A 23,263-nucleotide genomic window follows, 5' to 3' on the forward strand; every position below is an offset into this window, starting at 1 on the left:
CTGCCAGACGTGAACGGAGCCCTCGGTGCTCATAGGCCTGCTGACCGCGATCGCGGCGTCCATCTGCTACGGCACGGGGTCCGTCCTTCAAGCCGTGGGCTCCCGCAGGGCGGCGCGGATGTCCCCGGCCGCCGCGGGGGTGACCGCGCACGGCGGCCCGAACCTCTCGTCCACCGCGAAGGCGGCGATGACGTGGGAGTTCATCGTCGGCACCATCCTGGACTTCGTGGGCTTCGGGCTGGGCGCGCTGGCCGCCCGGCTGCTGCCGCTGTTCCTCTCGCAGACCGTGATCAGCGCCAACCTGGTGATCACGGCCGTGCTCAGCGTGAAGATGCTGGGCATCCGGCTGACCCGTAAGGAATGGACCTCGATCGGCGTCGTCTGCGCGGCGCTGGTGCTGCTGGCGACGGCGGCGGGCCACGAGGGCGGCCACCACGCCCCGATGTCCACGCACTGGTGGCTGTTCGCGGTGACCCTGCTGATCATCGCGGGCGGCACGGTGGCCGTGCGCCTCCTCGGCTCCCGGGCGGCGATCCTGGCGGGCCTGCTGTCGGGCCTGGCCTTCGGCGCGCTGGGCGTCGGCGTCCGGATCCTCGACGGCATCGACCCGTTCGACCTGGGCACGCTGCTCGCCGACCCGGCCCTCTACGCGATCGTGCTGGCCGGCGTCGGCGGCATGTACCTGCACACGGTCGCCCTCCAGATCGGCTCGGTGAACGGCGCGACGGCCGCGCTGGTGGTCGGCGAGACCGTCCTGCCGGGTGCGATCGGCGTCCTGTGGCTGGGCGACGCCTCCCGCCCGGGCCTGGCCTGGCTGGCGGTCCTCGGCTTCGTCCTGGCCGTCGCGGGCGCCGTGGCCGTCGCCTGGTACGGCAACCACGAGGGCGCCGAGACCCCTGCGAAGGAACCCGCCCCCGCCGGCGTCTGAGGTAGCCGGGTCCCGCCCCGGACCTGCCCGGCGGCGGGGCCGGGGCCGGGTCCGGGGCCCGGCGCAGCGGCTACGCCGCCGGGAGCACGACCACCTCGGCCGGCGAGAAGGCCACCGCGACCCGCTCCCCCACCCCCGGAGCCCCGGCCAGCCCGCACTCCGCCTCCAGCTCCGGCCCCGCCTCCGGCCGCAAACGCAGCGCGACGTGCGTCCCGCGAAACGTCCGCGACAGCACCTCGCACCGCAGCCCCGCGGCCGCCTGCACCACCCCGGCCGGACGGATCAGAAGGTTCTGCTCCCCCTGCGGCGATCCCGCCGGCACCCGCACCTTCCCCCACGCCGTCACCGCGGCCCCGCCCGCCACCACCGCCGGGATGACGTTCTCGAAGCCGAGGAAGCGCGCCACGAACTCCGAGGCCGGCCGCTGCCACACCTCCAGCGGGGTCCCGGCCTGCGCGATCCGCCCCTCCCGCATCACCACCACCCGGTCGGCCAGCGCGAAGGCCTCCCCCTGGTCGTGGGTGACGGCCAGCACCGTGGTCCCCAGCCGGGAGAACAGCTCCCGCAGCTCCACCACCAGCCGCTCCCGAAGCCCGCGGTCCAGCTGCCCCAGCGGCTCGTCCAGCATCAGCAGCCTCGGCGACGGCGCCAGCGCCCGCGCCAGGGCGACCCGCTGCTGCTCACCGCCCGACAGCGAAGCCACCGAGCGGCCCTGGGCCCCGGGGAGTCCGACCAGCTCCAGCAACTCCGCGACCCGGGACTCGTACGACGTACGTCCGGACCCCCGGGCCGAGCCCCGCATGCGCAGCCCGAACCCGACGTTGCCGCCCACGTCCCGGTGCGGGAACAGCTGGTGGTCCTGGAACATCAGGCCGACCCCGCGCCGGTGCACCGGCACCCGCGCCTGGTCCGCCCCGCCCAGCAGCACCCGCCCCGCCGAGACCGGCTGCAGCCCGGCCACCACCCGCAGCAGCGTGGACTTGCCGCTGCCGCTGGGCCCGAGCACGCACACGATCTCGTGCTCGGCGACCTCCAGGTCGACCGCGTCGACGACGGCACGCTCGCCGAAGCGCACCGACACCCCGGCCAGTTCGAGCAACGTCATCAGAACTCTCCCGAGGTCTTGTCGGGGCGCAGCCGCTCCAGCACCAGCAGGGACACCGCGCACACCAGCATCAAAATCGTGCTCAGGGCCATCGCCTGCCCGTAGTTCAGCTCACCGGCCCGCCCCAGCAGCCGCGCCACGGCCACCGGCAGCGTCGGACGGTCGGGCCGCGCGATGAAGACGGTCGCCCCGAACTCCCCCAGCGATACGGCGAAGGCGAATCCGGCCGCGATCAGCAGCGCCCGCCGCACCAGCGGCAGGTCCACCTCCCGCCAGGCCCGCAGCGGGGAGGCCCCGAGCACGGCGGCGGCCTCGCGCAGCCGCCCGTCCACGGCCCGCAGTACCGGCAGCATGGTCCGTACGACGAAGGGCACGCCCACCAGCGCCTGCGCGAGCGGCACCAGGATCCACGAGGTCCGCAGGTCCAGCGGGGGCTCGTCCAGGGTGATCAGGAACCCGAAGCCGACCGTCACCGCCGACACCCCCAGCGGAAGCATCAGCAGCGCGTCGAACCCGCGCACGAACCGGCCCGCACGCCGGGTCAGTGCCGCCGCCGCGAGCCCCCCGACACCCAGGGCGATGGCGGTGGCGGCGAGCGCGTACTGGAGGGAGTTCCAGATCGCCTCCAGCGGGGGCACCAGGAACGTTCCGCCACCCGCGCCCACGTCCTGGAGCGCCCGGTAGAAGCCGAACCCGTACCCGCCGGGCACGTCGAGGGAGCGCTCCACCAGCACCGCCAGCGGGGCCACGATCAGCAGTGCCACCGTCAGCAGCACCCCGCCCAGCAGGGCGCGCTGCCCCGGCCCGGCGACCCGGTGCGCGGTCCGCGCCGGATCGACGAGCCGCAGGGCCGTCTCCCGCCGGCGCACCGTCCAGGCGTGGATCCCGAGGATCAGGCCGACCGCCACGAACTGGACCATCGTGAGGACGGCGGCCGTAGGCAGGTCCAGCAGCTGCGCGGTCTGCCGGTAGACCTCCACCTCCAAGGTGGCGTACGAGGGCCCGCCGAGGATCTGCACGACGCCGAAGGAGGTGAAGGTGAACAGGAACACCATCAGCGAGGCGGCGGCCACCGCGGGCCCGAGCGCGGGCAGCGTCACCCGCCGCCAGGCGGCGAACCGCCCGGCGCCGAGCACCCGGGCGGCCTCCTCCTGGCGCGGGTCCAGCTGCGCCCAGAGCCCGCCGACCGTCCGTACGACGACGGCGTAGTTGAAGAAGACGTGCGCGAGCAGGATCGCCCACACGGTGGTGTCGAGCCGGACGCCCCACAGCTCGTCCAGCAGCCCGCCCCGCCCGACCAGCGCCAGGAAGGCGGTGCCGACGACCACCGTCGGCAGCACGAACGGAACGGTGACCACCGCCCGTAGCAGCTGCTTGCCGGGGAACTCGAAGCGCGCGAACACGTACGCGCCGGGGAGTGCGATCAGGAGCGTGAGCGCCGTGGACGCGAGCGCCTGCCAGGTGGTGAACCAGAGCACGTCGGCGATGTCCGGCCGGGCCAGCACCTCGCCGATCCGGCCGAACTGCCAGCCCTCGTCGGTCTTGATCCCGCGCCCGACGATCGCGGCCACGGGATACGCGAAGAACAGCCCGAAGAAGGCGAGCGGTACGGCCATCAGCGCGAGCCGGACGGCCGTACCGCGTGCGCTCTCGCGTCCTACTTCACGACGAGCGAGGACCATGTCTTGACCCACTGCTCACGGTTCTTGGCGATGGTCTCGGGAGCGACGTTCTCGGGCTTCTCGACGACCACGCCGTGCTTCGTGAACAACTCCGGCAGCTTGGCGTCCTTGACCACCGGGTTCACGAACATCTGGAGCGGCATGTCCTCCTGGAACTTCTTGCCCACCAGGAAGTCGAGGAGCGCCTTGCCGCCCTCCTCGTTCTTCGCGCCCTTGAGCAGGCCCGCGAACTCGACCTGGCGGAAGCAGGTGCCGGTGGCCACGCCCGTGGGGGCCTCGGCCGGCTGCGGCTCCCCGTACAGGACCTCGACCGGCGGGCTGGAGGCGTACGAGACGACCAGCGGCCGGTCGCCCTTGGCCTTCTTGCCGCCCGCGGAGCCGGAGAAGCGCTCGTTGTAGGCCTGCTCCCAGCCGTCGACGACCTCGACGCCGTTGGCCTTGAGCTTGCTCCAGTAGTCCTTCCAGCCCTCCTCGCCGTACTTGCCGACGGAGGCGAGCAGGAAGCCGAGGCCCGGCGAGGAGGTCGCCGCGTTCTCGGTGACCAGCAGGTTCTTGTACTCCGGCTTGACCAGGTCGTCCAGCGTCTGCGGCGGGGCGATCTTCTTCTCGGCGAAGTAGGCCTTGTCGTAGTTGACGCAGATGTCGCCGGAGTCGACGGGCGTGACCCGGTGCTCCTTGTCGAGCACGTACTCGGGCTTCACGTCGGCCAGGCCCTTGACCTCGTACGGCGTGAAGATGCCGTTGTCGAGGGCGCGGGAGAGCAGGGTGTTGTCCACGCCGAAGAACACGTCGCCGCGCGGCGAGCCCTTGGTGAGGATCTCCTGGTTGAGGGCGGCGCCCGCGTCCCCGGACTTCAGGACCTTGACGGTGTAGCCGCTCTGCTGCTCGAACTCCTTGAGAACCGTGTCGGTCACGTTGAAGGAGTCGTGCGAGACGAGCGTGACGGTCTTGGACTTCGGCGCGTCACTGGCGCCGGACGCGGACTCGTCCTTGGCGCCGCCGCAGGCGCTGAGCGTGGCGACGCCGAGCGCGGCCGCGAGCGCAGCGCCCGCGAACTTCTTGGTGGTGCTCACTGGTGATTCCTCCTGGGATGACCAGGAGAAGACGCGGCCCTGCCCGGCGCTCAGTGCGAGCGGTCGCCGGGCAGGGCGCAACAGCTTGAGTGATGACCGAACTTCCTACCCCGAATGACCGGGGCGAGGTTCAGAGGGTCTGCGGATGACGGTTACCGCACTCTCAGCGCTGTGGCGCTCCCCTGTCGGAATATGCAATTGGTTCGGCCACAGGGTACCCCGAGGCCGAATCGGCCCCGCGGGCCCGCAGGCCCGCGAAAACCGCAGGCTAGCGCTCCGAGGCGGCCAGCTGGCCGCACGCGCCGTCGATCTCCTGGCCGCGGGTGTCCCGTACGGTCACCGGCACCCCGTGGCGGGCGATGGCCTCGACGAAGGCCTTCTCGTCCTCCGGGCGCGAGGCGGTCCACTTCGAGCCCGGCGTCGGGTTCAGCGGGATCAGGTTGACGTGGACGCGCTTGCCCTTGAGCAGACGGCCGAGGAGGTCGCCGCGCCAGGCCTGGTCGTTGATGTCGCGGATCAGGGCGTACTCGATGGAGATCCGGCGGCCGGACTTCTCGGCGTACTCCCAGGCCGCGTCGAGGACCTCGCGGACCTTCCAGCGGGTGTTCACGGGGACGAGGGTGTCGCGCAGCTCGTCGTCCGGGGCGTGCAGGGAGACCGCGAGGCGGCACTTGAAGCCCTCGTCGGCGAAGCGCAGCATCGCCGGGACCAGGCCGACGGTGGAGACCGTGATGCCGCGCTGCGACAGGCCCAGGCCGTCGGGCTCGGGGTCGGTGAGGCGGCGGATGGCGCCGACGACCCGCTTGTAGTTGGCCAGCGGCTCGCCCATGCCCATGAAGACGATGTTGGACAGCCGGGCCGGGCCGCCGGGGACCTCGCCGTCGCGCAGCGCGCGCATGCCGTCGACGATCTGGTGGACGATCTCGGCGGTGGACAGGTTGCGGTCCAGGCCCGCCTGGCCGGTTGCGCAGAACGGGCAGTTCATGCCGCAGCCGGCCTGCGAGGAGATGCACATGGTGACCCGGTCGGGGTAGCGCATGAGCACGGACTCGACGAGCGTTCCGTCGTGCAGCTTCCACAGGGTCTTGCGCGTGGTGTCGTCGTCGCACGAGATGTGGCGGATGACGCTCATCAGGTCCGGCAGCAGCTCGTCGCGGAGCTTCTCGCGCGAGCCCGCCGGGATGTCGGTCCACTCGGCCGGGTCGTGCGCGTACCGGGCGAAGTAGTGCTGCGAGAGCTGCTTGGCCCGGAAGGGCTTCTCGCCGATCGCGGCGACCGCCTCGCGACGCTCCTCGGGGGTGAGGTCGGCGAGATGCCGGGGCGGCTTCTTGGCCCCGCGAGGGGCGACGAAGGTGAGCTCTCCCGGGACAGGGCGGGCCATGGCTGGTACTCCTCGTAAGACGAAAGGCGCGCCGCAGAAGCAGCGCGCCCTTCAAGAGTAACCGCCCGGACCCACCCAAAGCCTTCAGACGTACGTCGTCCCAGCTCAGCGGGGTTGCCCTGGTGAACCGCCCGCCGGCCGGAAGCTGCGGGGGCCCGGTTTCAGCCGGTGCCGACGAAAGCGGCGAGCAGCAGCCACACCACCGGGGCGGTCGGCAGCAGGGAGTCGAGGCGGTCCATGATGCCGCCGTGGCCCGGGAGCAGCGTGCCCATGTCCTTGATGCCCAGGTCCCGCTTGATCATCGACTCGCCGAGGTCGCCCAGCGTGGCGCTGACCGCGACCGCGAGACCGAGCAGCAGGCCCTGCCACCAGGCGCCCCCGTCGATCAGGAACTCCATGCACAGCGCGCCGGCCGCCATCGCGAAGGCCACCGCGCCGAACAGCCCCTCGCGGGTCTTGCCGGGGCTGATGCGCGGCGCCAGCTTCGTCTTGCCGAAGCGCCAGCCCACCGCGTACGCCCCGGTGTCGCTGACCACGGTCAGCAGCAGGAAGGTGACCACGCGCTCCGGGCCGTCTTCGGCGGTGAGCAGCATCGCGACGAAGGTGGCCAGGAAGGGCACGTAGAAGGCCGCGAAGACGCCTGCGGTGACGTCCTTGAGGTAGTCCTCGGGCGGCTCCGTCATCCGCCAGACCAGGACCGCCAGTGCCGTCAGGGCCATGGCCACCCAGGCGCCCTCGGCACCCCGGACGTACCCGGCGATGACCATCGCGGCGCCGCCGACCGCGAGCGGGACGAGCGGGGCCTTGATGCCCTTCTTCTCCTGGAGCCGGGAGGTGAGCTCCCACAGGCCCACGACGACCGCGACGACGATGACGCCGACGAAGACCGCCTTGACGATGAACAGCGAAGCGAAGATCACCGCACCGAGGCCGACACCGACCCCTATGGCAGCACGCAGGTCTCGCCCCGCCCGCTTCTTCGGCGGGGGCGTGGCGTCCTGCGGTGCCTGCGAGGGCGGGGGCGGGGGGCTGGGCATGGGCTCCTGCGGCGGCGTCTCGGCGCGGAAGGGGGGGCCGCCTTCGGCGGCGGCCCCCCGATCGCGTGCTTCCCGGTCGTCGAAGTCACGGCCGGCGGCATCGGGCACGATGGGCATGGGCCGAGTGTGCGGGCCCACCAGCGCATCGTATGCGGGACCCGCCGGAACCGGCTCCGTGGCCCAGGGAGAGTCGTTCATCAGACCTCGAGGAGCTCGGCTTCCTTGTGCTTGAGCAGCTCGTCGACCTGCGCGACGTACTTCGCGGTGGTGTCGTCGAGCTCCTTCTCCGCGCGGCGCACCTCGTCCTCGCCGGACTCCTTGTCCTTGACGAGCTTGTCGAGGGAGTCCTTCGCCTTGCGGCGGACGGCGCGGATCGAGACCTTGGAGTCCTCGGCCTTGGTGCGCGCGACCTTGATGTACTCCTTGCGGCGGTCCTGCGTCAGCTCGGGGAAGGTCACCCGGATGATGTTGCCGTCGTTGCTGGGGTTGACACCCAGGTCGGAGTCGCGGATGGCCTGCTCGATGTTGCGCAGGGCGCTCTTGTCGAACGGGGTCACGATCGCCATGCGCGGCTCGGGCACCGAGAAGGACGCGAGCTGGTTGATGGGCGTGATGGCGCCGTAGTAGTCCGCCACGATCTTGTTGAACATCGCCGGGTGCGCACGACCGGTGCGGATCGCCGCGAAGTCTTCCTTGGCGACGACGACGGCCTTCTCCATCTTCTCCTCGGCCTCGAGGAGGATTTCTTCGATCACCACGTGCTCCTGCATGTCAGATATGGATGGTTCAGGCGGGCGGGACGGGCTCGGCCCAGCGGGGCCGGGCCCGGCGTCGGGACGCTCAGGCCCGGGTGCCCTGGTCGCTCACGAGCGTGCCGATCTTCTCACCCTTGACGGCGCGGGCGATATTGCCCTCGGCGAGCAGCTCGAAGACCAGGATCGGCAGCTTGTTGTCGCGGCACAGCGTGATGGCGGTGGCGTCGGCGACCTTGAGGTCGCGGGACAGCACCTCGCTGTACTCCAGCGCGTCGAACTTCACCGCGTCGGGGTTCTTCTTCGGGTCGGAGTCGTAGACCCCGTCGACGCCGTTCTTGCCCATGAGCAGGGCCTCGGCGTCGATCTCCAGGGCCCGCTGGGCGGCCGTGGTGTCGGTGGAGAAGTACGGCATGCCCATGCCGGCGCCGAAGATCACGACGCGGCCCTTCTCCAGGTGCCGTACGGCGCGCAGCGGGATGTACGGCTCCGCGACCTGGCCCATGGTGATGGCGGTCTGCACGCGGGAGTCGATGCCTTCCTTCTCCAGGAAGTCCTGGAGGGCGAGGCAGTTCATGACGGTGCCCAGCATGCCCATGTAGTCGGACCGCGCACGGTCCATGCCGCGCTGCTGGAGTTCGGCGCCGCGGAAGAAGTTTCCGCCGCCGATCACGACGGCGATCTCCGCGCCGTCACGGACCACCGCGGCGATTTCGCGCGCGATGGCATGGACGACGTCGGGGTCGACGCCCAGTCCTCCACCACCGGAGAAGGCTTCGCCCGACAGCTTCAGCATGAAGCGGCGGCCCTTCTTGTCGTGGTCGCTCTTGTCGTCGGAAGCGGTGTGGGGGTCCACGCCCTGATTCATGGAGATCTCCTCGTGCACATACGAAGAAGGCCATTGCCGGTGGGTCCTCGCGGTTCCCTCTACGGCAATGGCCTCCTCGTCAGATCTGCGGTCGTTCCGCGCGCACGCGGACGACTGCTTCAGACCCTACCGGGGTCCGGTGTCCGTCGTTGTAAGGACGGACTCAGATGCCGACCTTGATGCGCGAGAAACGCACCAGGGTGACACCGGCCTCGTCCAGGACCTTCTGGACGGACTTCTTGGCGTCCAGGGCGTACGCCTGGCCGAGCAGCGTGTTGTCGCGGAAGAAGCCGTTGACACGACCCTCGACGATCTTCGGCAGGGCGGCCTCGGGCTTGCCCTCCGCGCGGGTGACCTCTTCGGCGACGCGGCGCTCGGACTCGACGACCTCGGCCGGGACGTCCTCGGCGGACAGCCACTTCGGCGCGAACGCGGCGATGTGCTGCGCGACGCCGCGGGCGACCTCGGCGTTCTCCTTGTCGAGCTCGACCAGGACACCGATCTGGAACGGCAGGTCGGGCATGGTGCGGTGCATGTACGAGGTGACGTAACCGCCGGTGAACTGCGCGAAGCGGTCCAGGACGATCTTCTCGCCGAGGTTGGCGTTCGCCTCGTCCACGAAGGCCGTGACGGTCTTGCCCGGGGCGATCTCGGACGCGAGCAGCGTCTCGATGTCGGCCGGGGAGGTGGCGGCGACGTGCGCGGCCAGCTCGTTGGCGACGGCGAGGAACTTCTCGCCCTTCGCGACGAAGTCCGTCTCGCACTTCAGCTCGACGATGACACCGGAGGTGTTGTCGTCGGCGATGAGGGACACGACGGCACCGTTCTCGGCAGAACGGCCCTCGCGCTTGGCGACGCCCTTCTGGCCCTTGATACGGAGCGCCTCGACGGCCTTGTCGACGTCACCGTCGGAGTCGACCAGCGCGTTCTTGCAGTCCAGCATGCCGGCGCCGGTGAGCTCGCGGAGCTTCTTGACGTCAGCGGCGGTGTAGTTCGCCATGAGTCTGTGATTCTCTCTCGAAGTCGTAGATCTACGGGTGAACGGCGGAGGAGGCGCGCTCGTGGCGCGGCTCCCCCGCCGTCATCGTCCGTGCTGCGAGTGCCCGGCGGATGAACGCCGGGCGCTCTCAGAGGGTCAGGCCTGCTCGGCGTCGGCGGCCGGAGCCTCGACAGCCTCGGCAGCCTCGGCAGCCTCGGCCTCGGCGGCCGGGGCCTCGGCGACAGCCTCGGCAGCCGGAGCGGCCTCGGTCTCGTCGGCCTTCTTCTCGCCCTCAAGCAGGTCGCGCTCCCACTCGGCGAGCGGCTCGGCGGCGGCCTTCTCGCCCGGCTTCGAGTCACCGGTCGCAGCGCCGGAGCGGGCGATGAGGCCCTCGGCGACGGCGTCGGCGATCACGCGGGTGAGCAGGGTGACGGAGCGGATCGCGTCGTCGTTGCCCGGGATCTTGTAGTCGACCTCGTCGGGGTCGCAGTTGGTGTCGAGGATCGCGACGACCGGGATGTGGAGCTTGCGCGCCTCACCGACGGCGATGTGCTCCTTCTTGGTGTCGACGATCCAGACGGCGCTGGGAACCTTCGACATCTCGCGGATACCACCGAGGGTCTTCTCCAGCTTGATCTTCTCGCGGGAGAGGACCAGGAGCTCCTTCTTGGTGAGACCCGAGGCGGCGACGTCCTCGAAGTCGATCGCCTCAAGCTCCTTCAGACGCTGGAGGCGCTTGTAGACGGTGGAGAAGTTGGTGAGCATGCCACCCAGCCAGCGCTGGTTGACGTACGGCATACCAACGCGCGTCGCCTGCTCGGCGATGGCCTCCTGGGCCTGCTTCTTGGTACCGACGAACATGATGGAGCCGCCGTGGGCGACGGTCTCCTTGACGAACTCGTAGGCGCGGTCGATGTACGACAGCGACTGGAGCAGGTCGATGATGTAGATGCCGTTGCGCTCGGTGAAGATGAAGCGCTTCATCTTCGGGTTCCAGCGACGGGTCTGGTGACCGAAGTGGACGCCGCTTTCCAGCAGCTCCCGCATCGTTACGACGGCCATGGCCATCTCCTTGGTTTCTCGGTTTGGTTCCTGACGCCCCACCGCGTCCTGCCCCCGACGAGGGGACCGAGAGACGCTTTCACCCGGCCTGAGCGGCTGGTGCTGGGGCGTGCGAAGTCGACCCGGTGACCCGGATCGCCGTAAGAAGTGTACGGGACCGGGCGGTATGCCAGGTGACGCCGTTGTCCACACCCGGCCGGTCGTCCACAGCCCCGCTCACGCGGCGCGACCCGGCGGCAACCTGGACGGCATGACGACACTGCTGCTCACCCTGCTCCTGACCCTCGCCCAGGCGTTCTCCCCGGGGGCCCGGCCACTGCCGCCGCCCCTGGTGGTGACGCGCTGGTGGGACCCTCCCCCGACCCCGTACGCGGCGGGGCACCGAGGGGTGGACCTGGCCGCCCCGGTGGGCGCGGAGCTCCGGGCGGTGGGCCCGGGCCGGGTGCACCACGCGGGGCCGGTGGCCGGCCGCGGGGTCCTGTCCCTGACCCTCCCGGGCGGCCTGCGCACCACGTACGAACCGGTCCGGCCGCTGGTCGCGGAGGGCGAGGAGGTCACGGCCGGCCAGCTGGTGGCGGTCCTCACGGAGGGCACGCACTGCGCGACCCCCTGCCTCCACTGGGGGCTCCTCTCAGGCACGACGTACCTGAACCCCCTGACGGTCCTCCCCCGCCCGACACCAAGACTCCTGCCCCTCACACCCCAGGACGACTGAGGGGGGCGACGCGGGCCGGGGCCGGGGGAGCACGCCGCGAGGGCGGGGCTCCGGGAGGGCGAGGGGCGGGGCAGGGGGCAGGGGGTGAGGGGGCGGGGGGGGCCGGGGGGGCGGGGGGATGAGCCTCCCGGCCTCAGCCCTGCACGCCCCGGAGTGCCATGGTCACGGCCGCCTCCGTCACCACACCGGGGTCCTCGGCGGCGCCCAGCTCGATGCGCCGCACCGCCGCGTCGACGACTCCCTGGAGCAGCATCGCCGCGAGGCGGGGCTGCTCGTGCCCGAGGGCGCCCAGCGCCTCCACGATCATCGCCACGAGCCCCCCGTGCGCGGCGCGGATCTTCTCCCGCGCCCCCGCGTCCAGCTCACTGGCCGAGATCGCGACCACCGCCCGGTGCCGCCGGTCCCCGACGAGTCCCAGCTGGCTGCGCACATAGGCCTCGACCTTGGCCTCCGGCGCATCGGCCCGCTCCATCGCCGCCTCGATCTCGGCGGCCCACACGGGGAAGTCCACCGCGCACAGCTCTTCGACCACTGCCGCGCGGGAGCGGAAGTATTCGTACACGGAGGACCGGGCGAGGCCGGTGCGCTCCGCCAGGGCGGGGAAGGTCAGCGCTTCCGTTCCGCCTTCGGACAGCAGGGAGCGCGCGGCGTCCAGCAGGGCGCCTCGCTGCATCGACCGGTGCTCGGCCACGGAGGCCGCTCGAATCCTGGGCACACCTCCACTCTACGGAGGTGGCGCAAGCTCATCGTCCGACATCCGCCAGCTTGGCGCGCAGTTGGAGCACCGACTTGGTGTGGATCTGGCTGACCCGGCTCTCGGTGACCCCGAGCACGTTGCCGATCTCGGCCAGTGTGAGGCCCTCGTAGTAGTAGAGCGTGACGACGGTCTTCTCCCGCTCCGGCAGGGTGTTGATCGCCCTGGCCAGGAGTCTGCGCAGCTCGCGGTCCTCGGCCACCGCGACCGGGTTGTCGGCGGCGGTGTCCTCCAGGGTGTCCATCAGTGAGAGGCGGTCTCCGCCCTCGCCGCCGACGTGCAGCAGCTCCTCCAGGGCGACGACGTTGGCCAGCGACAACTGGCTGAACACGGCGTGGAGTTCCTCCACGGCGATGCCCATTTCCCCGGCCACCTCGTGTTCGGTCGGGGTGCGGCGAAGCTGGGCTTCGAGGGTGGCGTAGGCGCGCTCCACGGCCCTCGCCTTCTGCCGGACCGAGCGCGGGATCCAGTCCAGTGCGCGCAGCTCGTCGATCATCGCGCCCCGGATGCGGGTGATCGCGTACGTCTCGAACTTGATGGACCGGTCGATGTCGAACTTCTCGATGGCGTCGATCAGCCCGAAGACGCCGGAGGAGACGAAGTCGGCCTGTTCCACATTGGGCGGCAGGCCCACGCTGACCCGGCCGGCCACGTACTTCACCAGGGGCGAGTAGTGCAGGATCAGCTGCTCCCGCAGCCGCTCGTCACCGCTCTCCTTGTACGTGCGCCACAGCACCTCAAGGGACGAGGGCGCGGTGGTCCGCCCGCTGCCGCGGGCAGCGGGGGGCACCGCAGCGCGGTCAGACCCTGAGGTGTGCTGGGGCATGCTTCGCCTTTGCCGGAGCGGGATTGGGTGGGAGCGTAGCGTGACGGAAGTGTCGCGGTGCGCGAAGAGTACGGGATCGCGCACGGCCACCGGGGCGTCCTGACTCGCGCGGGCGACCCGGGACCGGCGCCTGGCGCTCGGTCCCGGCCGCTGCCACCGGGGAGACCGCGTCTCTCATCGGCTTCACTCTTTCACCGGAACACCCCAGGTCAATGACCGCCTCGCCGGGTGCCACCGGTTTGTGTGCCTCCTTCAGGTGATTGTGTGGTCAACTGCCAGCCCTCGCCCTGCCGTTCGACGAACCCCAGAGAGTGAAGTTCGTACAGTCTGCCGATGACTTCATCGGTGTCGGTGCCCGCGGCGAGGGCCACTTCGTCCGCGTGGGCGGGGCGGCCGGCCGGGAGGGCTTCGAGCACGCGGGCGGTGTCCGGGTCCAGCAGGTCCCGGGCGAGCACCGGGCCGCGCCGCTCCGGGGCCAGTTCGCCCATGTCTCCGACGAGCTCGATGACTTCCGCGGCGTCCGTGACGAGCACGGCTTCGCCGCGCAGCAGTTCGTGGACCCCTCCCGAGAGCCCGCTGGTGGCCGGTCCGGGGACGCCCATGGTGGCCCGCCCGAGCCGCTGGGCCCGGCGGGCGGTGACCAGGGAGCCGCTGCGGTGGGCCGCCTCGACGACCACGGTGCCCCGGGTCAGGGCGGCGATGACCCGGTTGCGCAGGACGAACCGGCTCGGGGTCGGGTGGCTTCCCGGTGGCAGCTCCCCCAGGACGATCCCCTGCTCGGCGATCCGGCCGAGCAACTCGGCGTGGCCGCGCGGGTAGGCGACGTCCGCGCCGCAGGCGAGCACCGCGGCGGTGGCGCCGCCGGAGGCGAGGGCTCCTCGGTGGGCCGCGCCGTCGACTCCGTACGCCGCCCCCGAGACCACCACCCAGCCCCGTTCGGCGAGGCCGGCGGCCAGGGTCTGGGCCATGTGTGCCCCGTACGGGGTGCAGGCCCGCGCTCCGACCACGGCGACGGAGCGCAGTGCCCAGGTCCGCAGGTCCGGCCTGCCCCGCAGCCAGAGTCCGATGGGCCGGGCGTCGCCGAGGTCGTCCAGCTGGGTCGGCCATTGCGGGGAGCCGGGGCGGATGAACCGGCCTCCGGTGCGGGCGGCGGCCGCCAGGTCCCGGCGGGGGTCGGCGAGCGCGGCCCGTCTGCGATAGCCCGCGAGCCGCGCCTCGCGCACCCCGGTCAGGGTCGCCGTCTCGCCGTCCGGGCCGGTCAGCAGCCGTATCAGCCCGACGGCTCCGTGTTCGCGCAGCCATCGCCCTCCGGTCTCGTCGCCGGGCTCCAGCACCCGCGTCAGCGCGGCCCGCGCCAGCGACTCCGGATCGGGCTCGGTGTGCGCCCGGGATGCGCTCTGCGGTCCGGTTCCGGTGGCGGTCATGGCTGGGCTCCCATGGCCAGGGTGGCGCCGCGGGCGATGCCGGTGCGCAGTTCCAGGGCGACGGCCACGTCCAGGGCCTCGGGGCGGTCGCGGCCGCGCAGGTCGGCCACGGTCCAGGCGACGCGCAGCACCCGGTCGAGGCCGCGGGCGGTGAGCAGTCCGCGCTCCAGGTCCCGCTCGGCTTGGGCCAGTGCCCCGGGGGCGGCTTGCCAGCGGGTGCGCAGCTCGTGTCCCGGTACTTCGGCGTTGAGCTGCCACGGGGTGTCGGCGAGCCGGGCCGCGGTGCGGTCCCTGGCTTCGCGCACCCGGTCGGCGACGGCCGCGGTGCTCTCCCCGCGGCCGCCGTGCCCCAGGAGGTCGGAGCGGGTGACGGGCTCGACTTCCACGCGCAGGTCGACCCGGTCCAGCAGCGGCCCCGACAGCCGGGCCTGGTAGCGCCGGATCACCGAGGCCGGGCATTCGCAGCCGGTGCCGAGCAGGGTGTGCCGCCCGCAGGGGCAGGGGTTCGCCGCGAGGACCATCAGGAACCTGGCCGGCAGCCGGACCACGCCGGCGGCCCGGGCGATGACCACGTGCCCCGATTCGAGGGGCTGGCGCAGCGCGTCCAGCGCCTTCGTGCTGAACTCGGCGGCCTCGTCCAGGAAGAGCACGCCGCGGTGGGCGAGGGAGACCGCTCCCGGGCGCGGTACGCCCGCTCCGCCGCCGACCAGGGACTGCATGGTCGCCGAATGGTGGGGTGCGCAGTACGGGGGCCGGGCGACGAGCGGTTCGCCGGGCGGCAGGAGCCCGGCGACGGAGTGGACGGCGGTGACCTCCAGGGAGTCCTGTCGGCGGAGCGGCGGGAGGATCCAGGGGATGCGTTCGGCCAGCATGGTCTTGCCGGCTCCCGGGGGGCCGCTGAGGAAGATGTGGTGGCCCCCCGAGGCCGCCACTTCGAGGGCGCGGCGGGCGCCGTGCTGTCCGGCGACGTCGGAGAGGTCGGGGTAGTCGGGGGTCTCGCCGTCCCCGGCGCGGCCGGCGCCGCGGGAGATTCCGGTGCCGATGCCCGCGCCCGGGACCACCAGTCCGGCCAGCATGGGATCGGGCCGCCCGAGTCGATCCGGTGGTTCCTCCTCGGGGAGCTCCGCGTCGGTGAGGACGGCGATGAGCTGGCGCAGGCTGCGGACGCCGAGCACGCTGACATCGGGGACGAGCATGGCCTCGGCGGCGCATTGCTGTGGCACCACCAGGTTCCGGTAGCCGGCGTCGGCCGCGGCGAGGACGGCCGGCAGGATGCCGCGCACCGGTCGTACCCGGCCGTCCAGTCCCAGTTCGCCGATGAGTACCAGGTCGGCGATGGCGGCGGGGTCGATCACTTCGGCGGCGCCCAGCACGGCCGATGCGACGGCGAGGTCGAATCCGGCGCCCGATTTCGGTACGGAGGCCGGGCTGAGCCCGACCGTGAGTTTCTTCTGGGGCCAGGTGGCGCCGGAGTTCACGATGGCGGCGCGCACCCGGTCGCGGCTTTCGGTCAGGGTCTTGTCGGGCAGCCCCACGAGGGTGAAGGCGGCGAGCCCGGGTTCCAGGTCGGCCTGGACCTCGACCACCACGCCGTCGACGCCGACCAGGGCGACCGAGCAGGCTCGTGCGAACCCCATCACGCCACCCCCCGGGCGTGCTCCACGACGGGTGCGCCGCGCCGTGGCAGCAGGACTCCCACGAGGTCGATCCGTACTCCGCCGGGGGGTGGTCCGCCGTGGTCGGCGAGCCAGCGCCCGGCGAGCCGGCGCAGGCGCTCGGCCTTGCCGGGCCGGACGGCGGCCATGGGGTGTTCGAAATCCCCCGTGCGGCGTGTTTTGACCTCGCACACGACGAGGGCGTCCCCGTCCCGCGCGACGATGTCGATCTCTCCGCTGCGGCACCGCCAGTTGCGGGCGATGACCGTCATCCCGGATTCGGTGAGCCGTCGTGCCGCCAGTTCCTCGCCGTACCGCCCCAATGCCTGCCGTGCCGCGCTCTTCGCGTCCATCGGGCACCACCTCCGCCCCCGACGATCCCGTGGCCCCGCCCACCCTGTGGATCTTGGTGGACGGCGAGGGCGTTGTGGACAACCGGCTCACCCTTGGGGGTGAGGCCGGGGAGGCCGGGGCGGTGGGCGTGCGGGCGGGGCGCGGGCGGCTCGGGGCCGGGCGTCAGCTGCCGGGCAGTTCGAGATCGCTCTTGTTGAGCTCCTCGATGTTCACGTCCTTGAAGGTCAGCACGCGCACCTGCTTCACGAACCGGGCCGGCCGGTACATGTCCCACACCCAGGCGTCGGCCATCGTGACCTCGAAGAACACCTCCCCCTGAACCGAGTGCACCTGCATCTCGTAGTCGTTCGTGAGGTAGAAACGACGTTCCGTCTCGATCACGTACTTGAACAGCCCGACGACGTCGCGGTACTCGCGATAGAGCTTCAGCTCCATCTCGGTCTCGTACTTCTCGAGGTCCTCGGCGCTCATGGCATGTTCCCCTTCAGCCGTGCGTCCCCCTATTGTGCGCCAGGCCCCCGCGCCCCTAAACGATTTCCGGGGCCAGGACCACCGGCGCACCCGGAGGACCGTCGTCGAGCAGCGTACGGAGCAGCTCGGCGAGTCTGGTCGGGTACACCGTCTCATGGGCCGAGAGAAGTTCCTCGGAGGTCCACCACCTGGCACCGCTGACGCTGCGCCGCTCCAGCTCGGTGAGGCCGCCCATGTCGGTCCGCGTCCGCGTGGTCCGGGCCAGGTAGTACCACTCGTCCTGCTCCCAGCGGCGCCCGTCGAAGGGGAAGGAGCAGTAGCGCTGCCACAGGACGGGCCCCAGGTCCACCTCTGTGATCCCCGTCTCCTCGGCAAGCTCCCGCAGTGCGGCCTGCTCCCGGGTCTCGCCGCCTTCGAGTCCGCCGCCCGGGGTGAACCACCAGTGGTCCGCGGGATTGTCCGGTTCGAAACCGTGGAGCAGCAGGATCCGGTCCGAGGGGTCCAGCAGGATCACCCGGGACACCTGGCGGGGGCCGCCCGCGGCGGCCGCGTCAGCGGGCACCGGCCGGCTCCCGCCGCCGCCCTCGCCCGAGGATCCGTACGAGGGGCCCGTACGCGGCTCCCAGCAGCACCAGGGCGGCTCCGGCCGCCACTGCGGCCAGCTGGAGGCGAAGCGGGCCGGGCCGGGAGATCCCGCCGGGCAGGGAGGCGTAGGTGGCGGGCCGTTCGAGCATCTTCATCGAGGGCCAGGCGAGGGCGTCGACCCGGGCCTGGACCGCGGAGCGGGGCACGGTGCCCTGGCCGGCCTCCTGGAGGTGGGCCCGGGAGTCGAGGGAGGCGGCGCGCTGGTCGCCGAGCAGGAAGAGGTTGCCCTCGGGCACCTTGACCTCGAAGGGGATGTCGGAGGCCGGCACGGCGGCGCTGCTCTCGGCCGCCCCCTCGGGCAGGGCGTGCTCGAGGTACGGCTCGTCGAGCTCGTTGCCGTTCACGGTGAGGCGGCCGCCCGCCCCGCAGCACTTCACGGTGTCGCCTCCGATGGCGACGACCCGCTTGACCATCGGCGTGTCGCTCCACAGGTGGTCGGTGAAGACGACCACGTCGCCGCGCCGCACCTGACCGCCGTCGATCCGCTGAGCGATCACGCGGTCCCCGGGGTTCACCGTCGGCATCATCGAGTCGGTGGGCACGGTGTACGGCCGGTAGACGAAGGCCCCCCACGCGAAGGCTCCCAGGAAGAGCACGAAGCCGACGGCCACGGCGACTCCCGACAGTACGTTGCCGAGACCGCCGCGGCCGTCCTTGGCACCGCGTATTCCTTCAGTACCGCTTGTCTGCGTTTGCAGCGTTTCGCCCATTGCAGCGCCCCCATGCTTCCGGGATCGACGACCTGGGCGGCACCCTACCTGCCGGTAGTCCCGCTGGTCAGCCTCCGCCGGCGCCACATCACGACCGGCACCGCTCCGGCCAGGCCGAGCGCGGCCGGGCCCAGTCCGACGGGCGCCAGCCCGGCCGCCCCGAGACCCATCGCGGTGGCCTTGGTCTGGTTCCCGATGCCCGGCTGGTCGAAGGTGTCCGGGATGGGCAGGGTCGCCCAGCGGGTGATCGGCCAGGCCACGACCACGGCCCGCCCGACGACCTTGTCGACCGGCACGAAGCCCTGGGTGGAGTCCTGCATGTGGTAGCGGGAGTCCTGCGAGTTCTGGCGGTGGTCGCCCATCACCCAGATCTTGCCCTTGGGCACCGTGATCGGACCGAACGGGGCGTCGTCGCACGGGGTGTTGCCCGGGTAGATGTACGGCTCGTCGAGCTCCTTGCCGTTGACGACGACCGGTCCGCCCTTCTTGCACTCGACCGTGTCACCGCCGATGGCGATGGTCCGCTTGATCAGGTCCTTCTCGTCCGCGGAGGGCATCAGGCCGATCTTGCTGAGGATCGTCTGCGCGAAGTTGGGCTCCGGGGTGGGCTCCCCGGCCAGCCAGCTCGCGGGGTCGTGGAAGACCACGACCTCGCCGCGCTCGGGCTCCGAGCCGAACCACGGGGTCAGCTTGTCCACGAGGACCCGGTCACCGCGCTGCAGGGTGTTCTGCATCGAGTCGGACGGGATCGAGAACGCCTGCACCAGGAAGGTCTTGATCAGCAGGGCGAGCAGCAGGGCGATGCCGATGAGGAGCGGGAGCTCCTTCCAGAACGAGCGGTGCGGCTTCGCCTCTACACCGCTGTCCTCGTCCTCGGCTCCGCGCTCGGCATCGTCCGGCCGCTCCTCGCCTTCATCGCGTCCGGATCGCGCGCCTACCGCCACATCCCCCACATCCACTCCTCAACCTCGCAGATCGCCGCCCGCGCCGAAGCAGGCACGGGCCCTCCCCTCCCTTAACGAGCGGGAGTTCCCTAAGGCGCGGGAGACCGAGGACACACTATGCGAACGGCGGGCCCCGTCGGCGCCCGCGGCGGCCGCGTCGCCCGCCCGGGGCCGGATCGGGGACCGAACGGAAGGTGGCCGGCTGTTCGAGCTTCCGCCAGTGGTCGAACGGCCAGGCGATGACGACGGCCTGCCCCACGACACCGTTCTCGTCGATGGTGCCGTCGAAGGCCTCGTCGAGGTGGTAGCGGGAATCGGCCGAATTGGCCCGGTGGTCTCCCATCACGAAGAGCCGGCCCTTGGGGACGCGCACCTCGAACCGGATTTCGGAGGGTGCGTTGCCGGGGCTCACGTACGGCTCGTCGAGCGCCGTCCCGTTGACGGTGACGCGGCCCTCGGCGTCGCAGCACACGACGGTGTCGCCGCCGACGCCGATGACCCGCTTGATCAGGTCCTGTTCGTCGGCGGAGGGGAGCAGGCCGATGAAGGTCAGCGTCTCCTTGATCTGTTTGACGCCCACCGGGTCCTCGGGCGGGCGCGCGGCCTCGCCCTTGAGCCAGCCTCCGGGGTCCTTGAACACCACGACCTGGCCGCGCTCGATCTTGGAGCCGAACCACGGGGTCAGTTTGTCGACCAGCACGCGGTCGCCGATCCGGATGGTCTGCTCCATGGATCCGGACGGGATGAAGAAGGCCTGGACGAGGAAGGTCTTGAGGACGAGCGCTATGCACAGCGCCACGATGATCAGCAGCGGCACCTCACCCACGCGGCGGGTGCGTCTGCGCCGCTTGACCCGCCGGGCCAGCCGGCGCCGCGCCGCCCGGCCGCCGGTCTCGGCCGCGACGGGCTGCGCCGTGGCCCCTCGCCGCGACCCGGGCTCCCGCACGGGCCGCTCGGGGGCCGCCTCGGGGGCCGCCTCGGGCTCGGGCTCCCACCGGGGCTCGGGGCCGCCCGGAGTCTCGGGCGCACGCCAGAATCGGGGCGCGGGCGCGGGCGCGGGCGTGGACCGGGTCGGGGGCTGGGGCGTCCGTCTCGACTCGGGCTCCGGATCCGGCTCGGGGATCCGGCCGCCTCTGGAACGCCCCCGGCTACCCATGACCGCCGCCGGAGGACACGGTCGGGGCGGGAGCCGCGGGAAGGGATCCCCAGCGCGACACCGGCCAGCCGATCCAGTCGGCCCGTCCGATCACCTTCTCCACCGGCACCATCCCCCCGCCCGGTTCTCCCAGGTGGTCCCGGGAGTCCCGGGACTGGGATCGATGATCACCCATGACCCACAGGGTCCCAAGGGGCACGACGATCCGGAAGGGCACCTTCGAGGGCGCGTCGCCCGGGTACACGTACGGCTCTTCCACCGGGACCCCGTTCACCTTGATCCGGCCGCCGGCGTCGCAGCACACCACGTCGTCCCCGCCGACACCCACGACCCGCTTGACGAAGTCGGTCTCGGACGGCTCGCCGATCCCGAGCGCGGAGGCCGCGCCGTGCAGGGCCTCGCCGATCGGATTGCCCCCGGCGCTCTCCCGTACGAAGGACCCCGTGCCGTCGAAGACCACCACGTCCCCGCGCTTCGGCCGGTCTCCGGAACGGTACGCCAGCTTGTTCACCAGCACCCGGTCCCCGACCCGCAGCGTCGGCTCCATCGACCGGCTCGGGATCAGGAAGGGCTGTACGACGAAATTGCTGAGCAGCAGCAGGAAGGCCGTGCAGAGCACGCCGAGCACCGCGGCCCCCCGCAGCGTCAGGAAGGCCCGCCACCCGGGGAGCGGGCGCCGCCCCCACAACGCCAAACGCGGCCGCCCCTCCCCCGTTTCGGGGGAGGAGTGGCCGCGTGGTGTGAGCTCTGCTTCCGTGTCCATCGAGGGCGAGCCTATCCGGCCGCCTCCGGGACCCGGAGAGGAGATCAGCGGTCGCGCTTCTCCTTGATCTTCGCGGCCTTGCCGCGGAGCTCACGGAGGAAGTACAGCTTGGCGCGACGCACGTCACCGCGGGTGACGAGCTCGATCTTCTCGAAGATCGGGGAGTTCACCGGGAAGGTGCGCTCGACGCCGACGCTGAAGGAGACCTTGCGAACGGTGAAGGTCTCGGAGACGCCGGAGCCCTGGCGACGGATGACGACGCCCTTGAACTGCTGGATACGGGAGCGGTTGCCCTCGATGACGCGGACGTGCACGTTGATCGTGTCACCCGGGCGGAAGGCCGGGACGTCGGAGCGGATCGAGGCGGCGTTGACGCCATCGAGCAGGTGAGACATGTTCTTCGTCTGCTTTCTTCGCACGACGCCACAGGCCGCCGGTGCGGGTTTCCGGAGAGAATTCGGGAGCCGCGTCACTCGCCGGACGACTGTCCCCCTGTGGCAGGGGCGTCCGCGAGCACACAGCAGCCGCCTATTCTTCCACGGCCTCCGGCCTACGCCAAAATCGGCCGTCGGCGGCCGGGCGCCAGCCCAGGATGCTCAGGATCTCGCGGTCCTTCTTGTCGAAGGCGGAGGCCTCGCAGCGCTCGATCAGGTCGGGGCGGTGCCGCGCGGTACGGCGGAAGGCCTCGTCCCGGCGCCAGCGGGCGATCTTCCCGTGGTGGCCGCTGAGCAGCACGTCCGGGATCTCCCGGCCGCGCCACTGCGGGGGCTTCGTGTAGACCGGCCCCTCCAGCAGGTTCGCCATGTCGCCGGGGGCGAAGGAATCGTCGCGGTGCGATTCGGCGTTGCCGAGCACGCCGGGCAGCAGCCGGGCCACGGCCTCGGTGACCACCAGGACGGCGGCCTCGCCGCCCGCCAGCACGTAGTCGCCGATGGAGACCTCGTAGACCGGCATGCGCGTGGCGTACTCGTCCATGACGCGGCGGTCGATGCCCTCGTACCGGGCCGGCGTGAAGATCAGCCAGGGCCGCTCGGAGAGCTCGACGGCCAGTTCCTGGGTGAAGGGGCGGCCGCTGGGCGTCGGGACGACCATGACCGGCCCGTGCGCACCGGACTCGTACCCGTCGGCCAGGGCCTCGTCCAGGGCCTCGCCCCACGGCTCGGTCTTCATGACCATGCCGGGACCGCCGCCGTACGGGGTGTCGTCGACCGTGTTGTGCCGGTCGTACGTCCAGTCCCGCAGGTCGTGGACGTGTACGTCGAGCTGCCCGCGGGCCCGCGCCTTGCCGACGAGGGAGACGTTCAGCGGCTCCAGGTACTCGGGGAAGATCGTGACGACGTCGAGACGCATCAGGCTTCGCCCTCGGGCTCGGCGTCGCGCGTGGAGACGATCTCGGCGCGGTCGTCGATCAGCCCGGGCGGGGGCGTGATGACGCAGCGCTGCTCCTCCAGGTCGATCTCGGCGACGATCTCCTCGACGAAGGGGATCATCACCTCGGTGCCGTCGGGGCGCTCCACGATGAACAGGTCCTGCGAGGGCAGGTGGGAGATCTCGGTGATCCGGCCGATCTCGGTGCCGTCTTCGAGCACGACGTCCAGGTCCATCAGCTGGTGGTCGTAGTACTCGTCTTCCTCCTCGGGGAGCTCCGTCGGGTCGACGTCGGCGATCAGGAGGATGTTGCGCAACGCCTCGGCGCCGGTGCGGTCCTTGACGCCGGCGAAGCGGAGCATGAGCCTCCCGCTGTGCACGCGGCCCGTCTCGATGGTCAGCGGACCCGCCGACGCCGGTTCGGTCCGCAGAACGGCGCCGGGCGAGAGCCGCAGCTCCGGCTCGTCGGTCCGCACCTCGACGGTGACCTCACCCTTGATCCCGTGGGCGCGGCCGATCCGCGCGACAACCAGCTCCACTTGTGTTTTCTCCTGTTCAGACGACGACGGGCCGGGGCGGGCACGAATGCCCTCCCCGGCCCGTGCCGGTGA

Annotated in this window: 24 protein-coding genes, 1 pseudogene and 1 riboswitch; of the genes and pseudogenes, 2 read left to right on the forward strand and 23 right to left on the reverse strand. The window is 71.6% G+C overall.

Annotation, left to right across the window (positions count from 1 at the left end):
- The first annotated feature begins 25 nt into the window (after positions 1 to 25).
- A complete protein-coding gene (locus tag ACFYXV_RS00350) occupies positions 26 to 928 on the forward strand; it encodes a hypothetical protein (protein WP_383343341.1) in 903 nt (300 codons plus the stop codon).
- A 70-nt stretch (positions 929 to 998) separates the two neighbouring features.
- Here ACFYXV_RS00350 and ACFYXV_RS00355 read toward each other — a convergent pair whose 3' ends face one another.
- The 9 genes from ACFYXV_RS00355 to rpsB all read right to left on the reverse strand — a co-directional run bounded on the left by ACFYXV_RS00355 (position 999) and on the right by rpsB (position 10,867).
- Positions 999 to 2,033 carry an ABC transporter ATP-binding protein gene (locus tag ACFYXV_RS00355; protein ID WP_389381693.1) on the reverse strand — a complete coding sequence of 345 codons (1,035 nt, stop codon included), beginning with the start codon at positions 2,031 to 2,033 and terminating at the stop codon, positions 999 to 1,001.
- Positions 2,033 to 3,649 (reverse strand): ABC transporter permease, encoded by a 1,617-nt coding sequence (locus ACFYXV_RS00360; protein WP_385468273.1) that lies wholly within the window; start codon positions 3,647 to 3,649, stop codon positions 2,033 to 2,035. Before ACFYXV_RS00360 ends, ACFYXV_RS00355 begins: the two co-directional genes overlap by 1 nt.
- Positions 3,650 to 3,690: 41 nt before the next feature.
- On the reverse strand, positions 3,691 to 4,788 hold the full coding sequence (locus ACFYXV_RS00365) for a thiamine ABC transporter substrate binding subunit (protein WP_385468127.1): 1,098 nt from the start codon (positions 4,786 to 4,788) through the stop codon (positions 3,691 to 3,693).
- An 84-nt stretch (positions 4,789 to 4,872) separates the two neighbouring features.
- Positions 4,873 to 4,982, reverse strand: a riboswitch (TPP riboswitch).
- A 74-nt stretch (positions 4,983 to 5,056) separates the two neighbouring features.
- Positions 5,057 to 6,169: a 23S rRNA (adenine(2503)-C(2))-methyltransferase RlmN gene (rlmN, locus tag ACFYXV_RS00370; RefSeq protein WP_030859822.1), complete on the reverse strand. Its 1,113-nt coding sequence runs from the start codon at positions 6,167 to 6,169 to the stop codon at positions 5,057 to 5,059.
- Between the two features lie 161 nt (positions 6,170 to 6,330).
- On the reverse strand, positions 6,331 to 7,404 hold the full coding sequence (locus ACFYXV_RS00375) for a phosphatidate cytidylyltransferase (protein ID WP_385468124.1): 1,074 nt from the start codon (positions 7,402 to 7,404) through the stop codon (positions 6,331 to 6,333).
- Entirely contained in the window at positions 7,404 to 7,961 is a 558-nt protein-coding gene (gene frr, locus ACFYXV_RS00380; protein ID WP_030162526.1) for a ribosome recycling factor, read from the reverse strand. The genes ACFYXV_RS00375 and frr overlap by 1 nt, the downstream gene beginning before the upstream one ends.
- 85 nt (positions 7,962 to 8,046) lie before the next feature.
- Positions 8,047 to 8,826: a UMP kinase gene (gene pyrH, locus ACFYXV_RS00385; RefSeq protein WP_030162523.1), complete on the reverse strand. Its 780-nt coding sequence runs from the start codon at positions 8,824 to 8,826 to the stop codon at positions 8,047 to 8,049.
- A gap of 163 nt (positions 8,827 to 8,989) precedes the next feature.
- Entirely contained in the window at positions 8,990 to 9,826 is an 837-nt protein-coding gene (gene tsf / locus ACFYXV_RS00390; RefSeq protein ID WP_030162520.1) for a translation elongation factor Ts, read from the reverse strand.
- Positions 9,827 to 9,961: 135 nt separating this feature from the next.
- The gene (rpsB, locus tag ACFYXV_RS00395; protein WP_389381694.1) at positions 9,962 to 10,867 is read right to left on the reverse strand and encodes a 30S ribosomal protein S2; all 906 of its coding nucleotides are present in this window, start codon (positions 10,865 to 10,867) and stop codon (positions 9,962 to 9,964) included.
- 250 nt (positions 10,868 to 11,117) lie between these two features.
- Here rpsB and ACFYXV_RS00400 point away from each other — a divergent pair, with 250 nt between their 5' ends.
- Positions 11,118 to 11,582, forward strand: coding sequence for a M23 family metallopeptidase (locus tag ACFYXV_RS00400; RefSeq protein ID WP_385468117.1), 465 nt, complete (start codon positions 11,118 to 11,120; stop codon positions 11,580 to 11,582).
- Positions 11,583 to 11,715: 133 nt separating this feature from the next.
- Here ACFYXV_RS00400 and ACFYXV_RS00405 read toward each other — a convergent pair whose 3' ends face one another.
- The 14 genes and pseudogenes from ACFYXV_RS00405 to rimM all read right to left on the reverse strand — a co-directional run bounded on the left by ACFYXV_RS00405 (position 11,716) and on the right by rimM (position 23,191).
- Positions 11,716 to 12,273, reverse strand: a complete 558-nt coding sequence (locus ACFYXV_RS00405) for a TetR/AcrR family transcriptional regulator (protein ID WP_385468270.1) — start codon at positions 12,271 to 12,273, stop codon at positions 11,716 to 11,718.
- Between the two features lie 52 nt (positions 12,274 to 12,325).
- Positions 12,326 to 13,162 carry an RNA polymerase sigma factor WhiG gene (gene whiG / locus ACFYXV_RS00410; RefSeq protein WP_383343321.1) on the reverse strand — a complete coding sequence of 279 codons (837 nt, stop codon included), beginning with the start codon at positions 13,160 to 13,162 and terminating at the stop codon, positions 12,326 to 12,328.
- A gap of 209 nt (positions 13,163 to 13,371) precedes the next feature.
- Positions 13,372 to 14,586, reverse strand: coding sequence for a DNA-processing protein DprA (dprA, locus tag ACFYXV_RS00415; RefSeq protein ID WP_385468114.1), 1,215 nt, complete (start codon positions 14,584 to 14,586; stop codon positions 13,372 to 13,374).
- Entirely contained in the window at positions 14,583 to 16,223 is a 1,641-nt protein-coding gene (locus ACFYXV_RS00420) for a YifB family Mg chelatase-like AAA ATPase (RefSeq protein WP_389381695.1), read from the reverse strand. Before ACFYXV_RS00420 ends, dprA begins: the two co-directional genes overlap by 4 nt.
- A complete protein-coding gene (locus ACFYXV_RS00425; protein ID WP_385468108.1) occupies positions 16,223 to 16,594 on the reverse strand; it encodes a YraN family protein in 372 nt (123 codons plus the stop codon). The genes ACFYXV_RS00420 and ACFYXV_RS00425 overlap by 1 nt, the downstream gene beginning before the upstream one ends.
- A 163-nt stretch (positions 16,595 to 16,757) precedes the next feature.
- Entirely contained in the window at positions 16,758 to 17,066 is a 309-nt protein-coding gene (locus tag ACFYXV_RS00430; protein WP_006139554.1) for a DUF2469 domain-containing protein, read from the reverse strand.
- Positions 17,067 to 17,121: 55 nt separating this feature from the next.
- Positions 17,122 to 17,628, reverse strand: a complete 507-nt coding sequence (locus tag ACFYXV_RS00435) for an NUDIX hydrolase (protein ID WP_389381696.1) — start codon at positions 17,626 to 17,628, stop codon at positions 17,122 to 17,124.
- Positions 17,618 to 18,421, reverse strand: a complete 804-nt coding sequence (gene lepB, locus ACFYXV_RS00440; RefSeq protein ID WP_389381697.1) for a signal peptidase I — start codon at positions 18,419 to 18,421, stop codon at positions 17,618 to 17,620. Before lepB (ACFYXV_RS00440) ends, ACFYXV_RS00435 begins: the two co-directional genes overlap by 11 nt.
- Before the next feature lie 44 nt (positions 18,422 to 18,465).
- Positions 18,466 to 19,365: a signal peptidase I gene (gene lepB / locus ACFYXV_RS00445; protein ID WP_385468267.1), complete on the reverse strand. Its 900-nt coding sequence runs from the start codon at positions 19,363 to 19,365 to the stop codon at positions 18,466 to 18,468.
- A pseudogene (lepB, locus tag ACFYXV_RS00450) lies at positions 19,337 to 20,311 on the reverse strand (signal peptidase I); the annotation flags it as partial. The pseudogene lepB (ACFYXV_RS00450) and the gene lepB (ACFYXV_RS00445), both read right to left, overlap by 29 nt.
- A 202-nt stretch (positions 20,312 to 20,513) precedes the next feature.
- Positions 20,514 to 21,284 carry a signal peptidase I gene (gene lepB / locus ACFYXV_RS00455; protein WP_385468100.1) on the reverse strand — a complete coding sequence of 257 codons (771 nt, stop codon included), beginning with the start codon at positions 21,282 to 21,284 and terminating at the stop codon, positions 20,514 to 20,516.
- Positions 21,285 to 21,328: 44 nt separating this feature from the next.
- Positions 21,329 to 21,679: a 50S ribosomal protein L19 gene (gene rplS / locus ACFYXV_RS00460; protein ID WP_008737520.1), complete on the reverse strand. Its 351-nt coding sequence runs from the start codon at positions 21,677 to 21,679 to the stop codon at positions 21,329 to 21,331.
- Between the two features lie 133 nt (positions 21,680 to 21,812).
- Entirely contained in the window at positions 21,813 to 22,634 is an 822-nt protein-coding gene (gene trmD, locus ACFYXV_RS00465) for a tRNA (guanosine(37)-N1)-methyltransferase TrmD (RefSeq protein WP_383496874.1), read from the reverse strand.
- Entirely contained in the window at positions 22,634 to 23,191 is a 558-nt protein-coding gene (gene rimM / locus ACFYXV_RS00470; RefSeq protein ID WP_383343291.1) for a ribosome maturation factor RimM, read from the reverse strand. The genes trmD and rimM overlap by 1 nt, the downstream gene beginning before the upstream one ends.
- Between the last annotated feature and the right edge of the window lie 72 nt (positions 23,192 to 23,263).

This window comes from Streptomyces sp. NPDC002181, from assembly GCF_042890485.1.
Taxonomy (GTDB): domain Bacteria; phylum Actinomycetota; class Actinomycetes; order Streptomycetales; family Streptomycetaceae; genus Streptomyces.

Excerpts from the sequence above, each read along its gene's own strand:
- ACFYXV_RS00355 (WP_389381693.1), bottom strand. The coding sequence starts at position 2,033 with ATGACGTTGCTCGAACTGGCCGGGGTGTCGGTGCGCTTCGGCGAGCGT.
- ACFYXV_RS00360 (WP_385468273.1), bottom strand. The coding sequence starts at position 3,649 with ATGGCCGTACCGCTCGCCTTCTTCGGGCTGTTCTTCGCGTATCCCGTG.
- rlmN (WP_030859822.1), bottom strand. The coding sequence starts at position 6,169 with ATGGCCCGCCCTGTCCCGGGAGAGCTCACCTTCGTCGCCCCTCGCGGG.
- ACFYXV_RS00375 (WP_385468124.1), bottom strand. The coding sequence starts at position 7,404 with ATGAACGACTCTCCCTGGGCCACGGAGCCGGTTCCGGCGGGTCCCGCA.
- pyrH (WP_030162523.1), bottom strand. The coding sequence starts at position 8,826 with ATGAATCAGGGCGTGGACCCCCACACCGCTTCCGACGACAAGAGCGAC.
- tsf (WP_030162520.1), bottom strand. The coding sequence starts at position 9,826 with ATGGCGAACTACACCGCCGCTGACGTCAAGAAGCTCCGCGAGCTCACC.
- rpsB (WP_389381694.1), bottom strand. The coding sequence starts at position 10,867 with ATGGCCGTCGTAACGATGCGGGAGCTGCTGGAAAGCGGCGTCCACTTC.
- ACFYXV_RS00400 (WP_385468117.1), top strand. The coding sequence starts at position 11,118 with ATGACGACACTGCTGCTCACCCTGCTCCTGACCCTCGCCCAGGCGTTC.
- whiG (WP_383343321.1), bottom strand. The coding sequence starts at position 13,162 with ATGCCCCAGCACACCTCAGGGTCTGACCGCGCTGCGGTGCCCCCCGCT.
- dprA (WP_385468114.1), bottom strand. The coding sequence starts at position 14,586 with ATGACCGCCACCGGAACCGGACCGCAGAGCGCATCCCGGGCGCACACC.
- ACFYXV_RS00420 (WP_389381695.1), bottom strand. The coding sequence starts at position 16,223 with ATGGGGTTCGCACGAGCCTGCTCGGTCGCCCTGGTCGGCGTCGACGGC.
- ACFYXV_RS00425 (WP_385468108.1), bottom strand. The coding sequence starts at position 16,594 with ATGGACGCGAAGAGCGCGGCACGGCAGGCATTGGGGCGGTACGGCGAG.
- ACFYXV_RS00430 (WP_006139554.1), bottom strand. The coding sequence starts at position 17,066 with ATGAGCGCCGAGGACCTCGAGAAGTACGAGACCGAGATGGAGCTGAAG.
- lepB (WP_389381697.1), bottom strand. The coding sequence starts at position 18,421 with ATGGGCGAAACGCTGCAAACGCAGACAAGCGGTACTGAAGGAATACGC.
- lepB (WP_385468100.1), bottom strand. The coding sequence starts at position 21,284 with ATGGACACGGAAGCAGAGCTCACACCACGCGGCCACTCCTCCCCCGAA.
- rplS (WP_008737520.1), bottom strand. The coding sequence starts at position 21,679 with ATGTCTCACCTGCTCGATGGCGTCAACGCCGCCTCGATCCGCTCCGAC.
- trmD (WP_383496874.1), bottom strand. The coding sequence starts at position 22,634 with ATGCGTCTCGACGTCGTCACGATCTTCCCCGAGTACCTGGAGCCGCTG.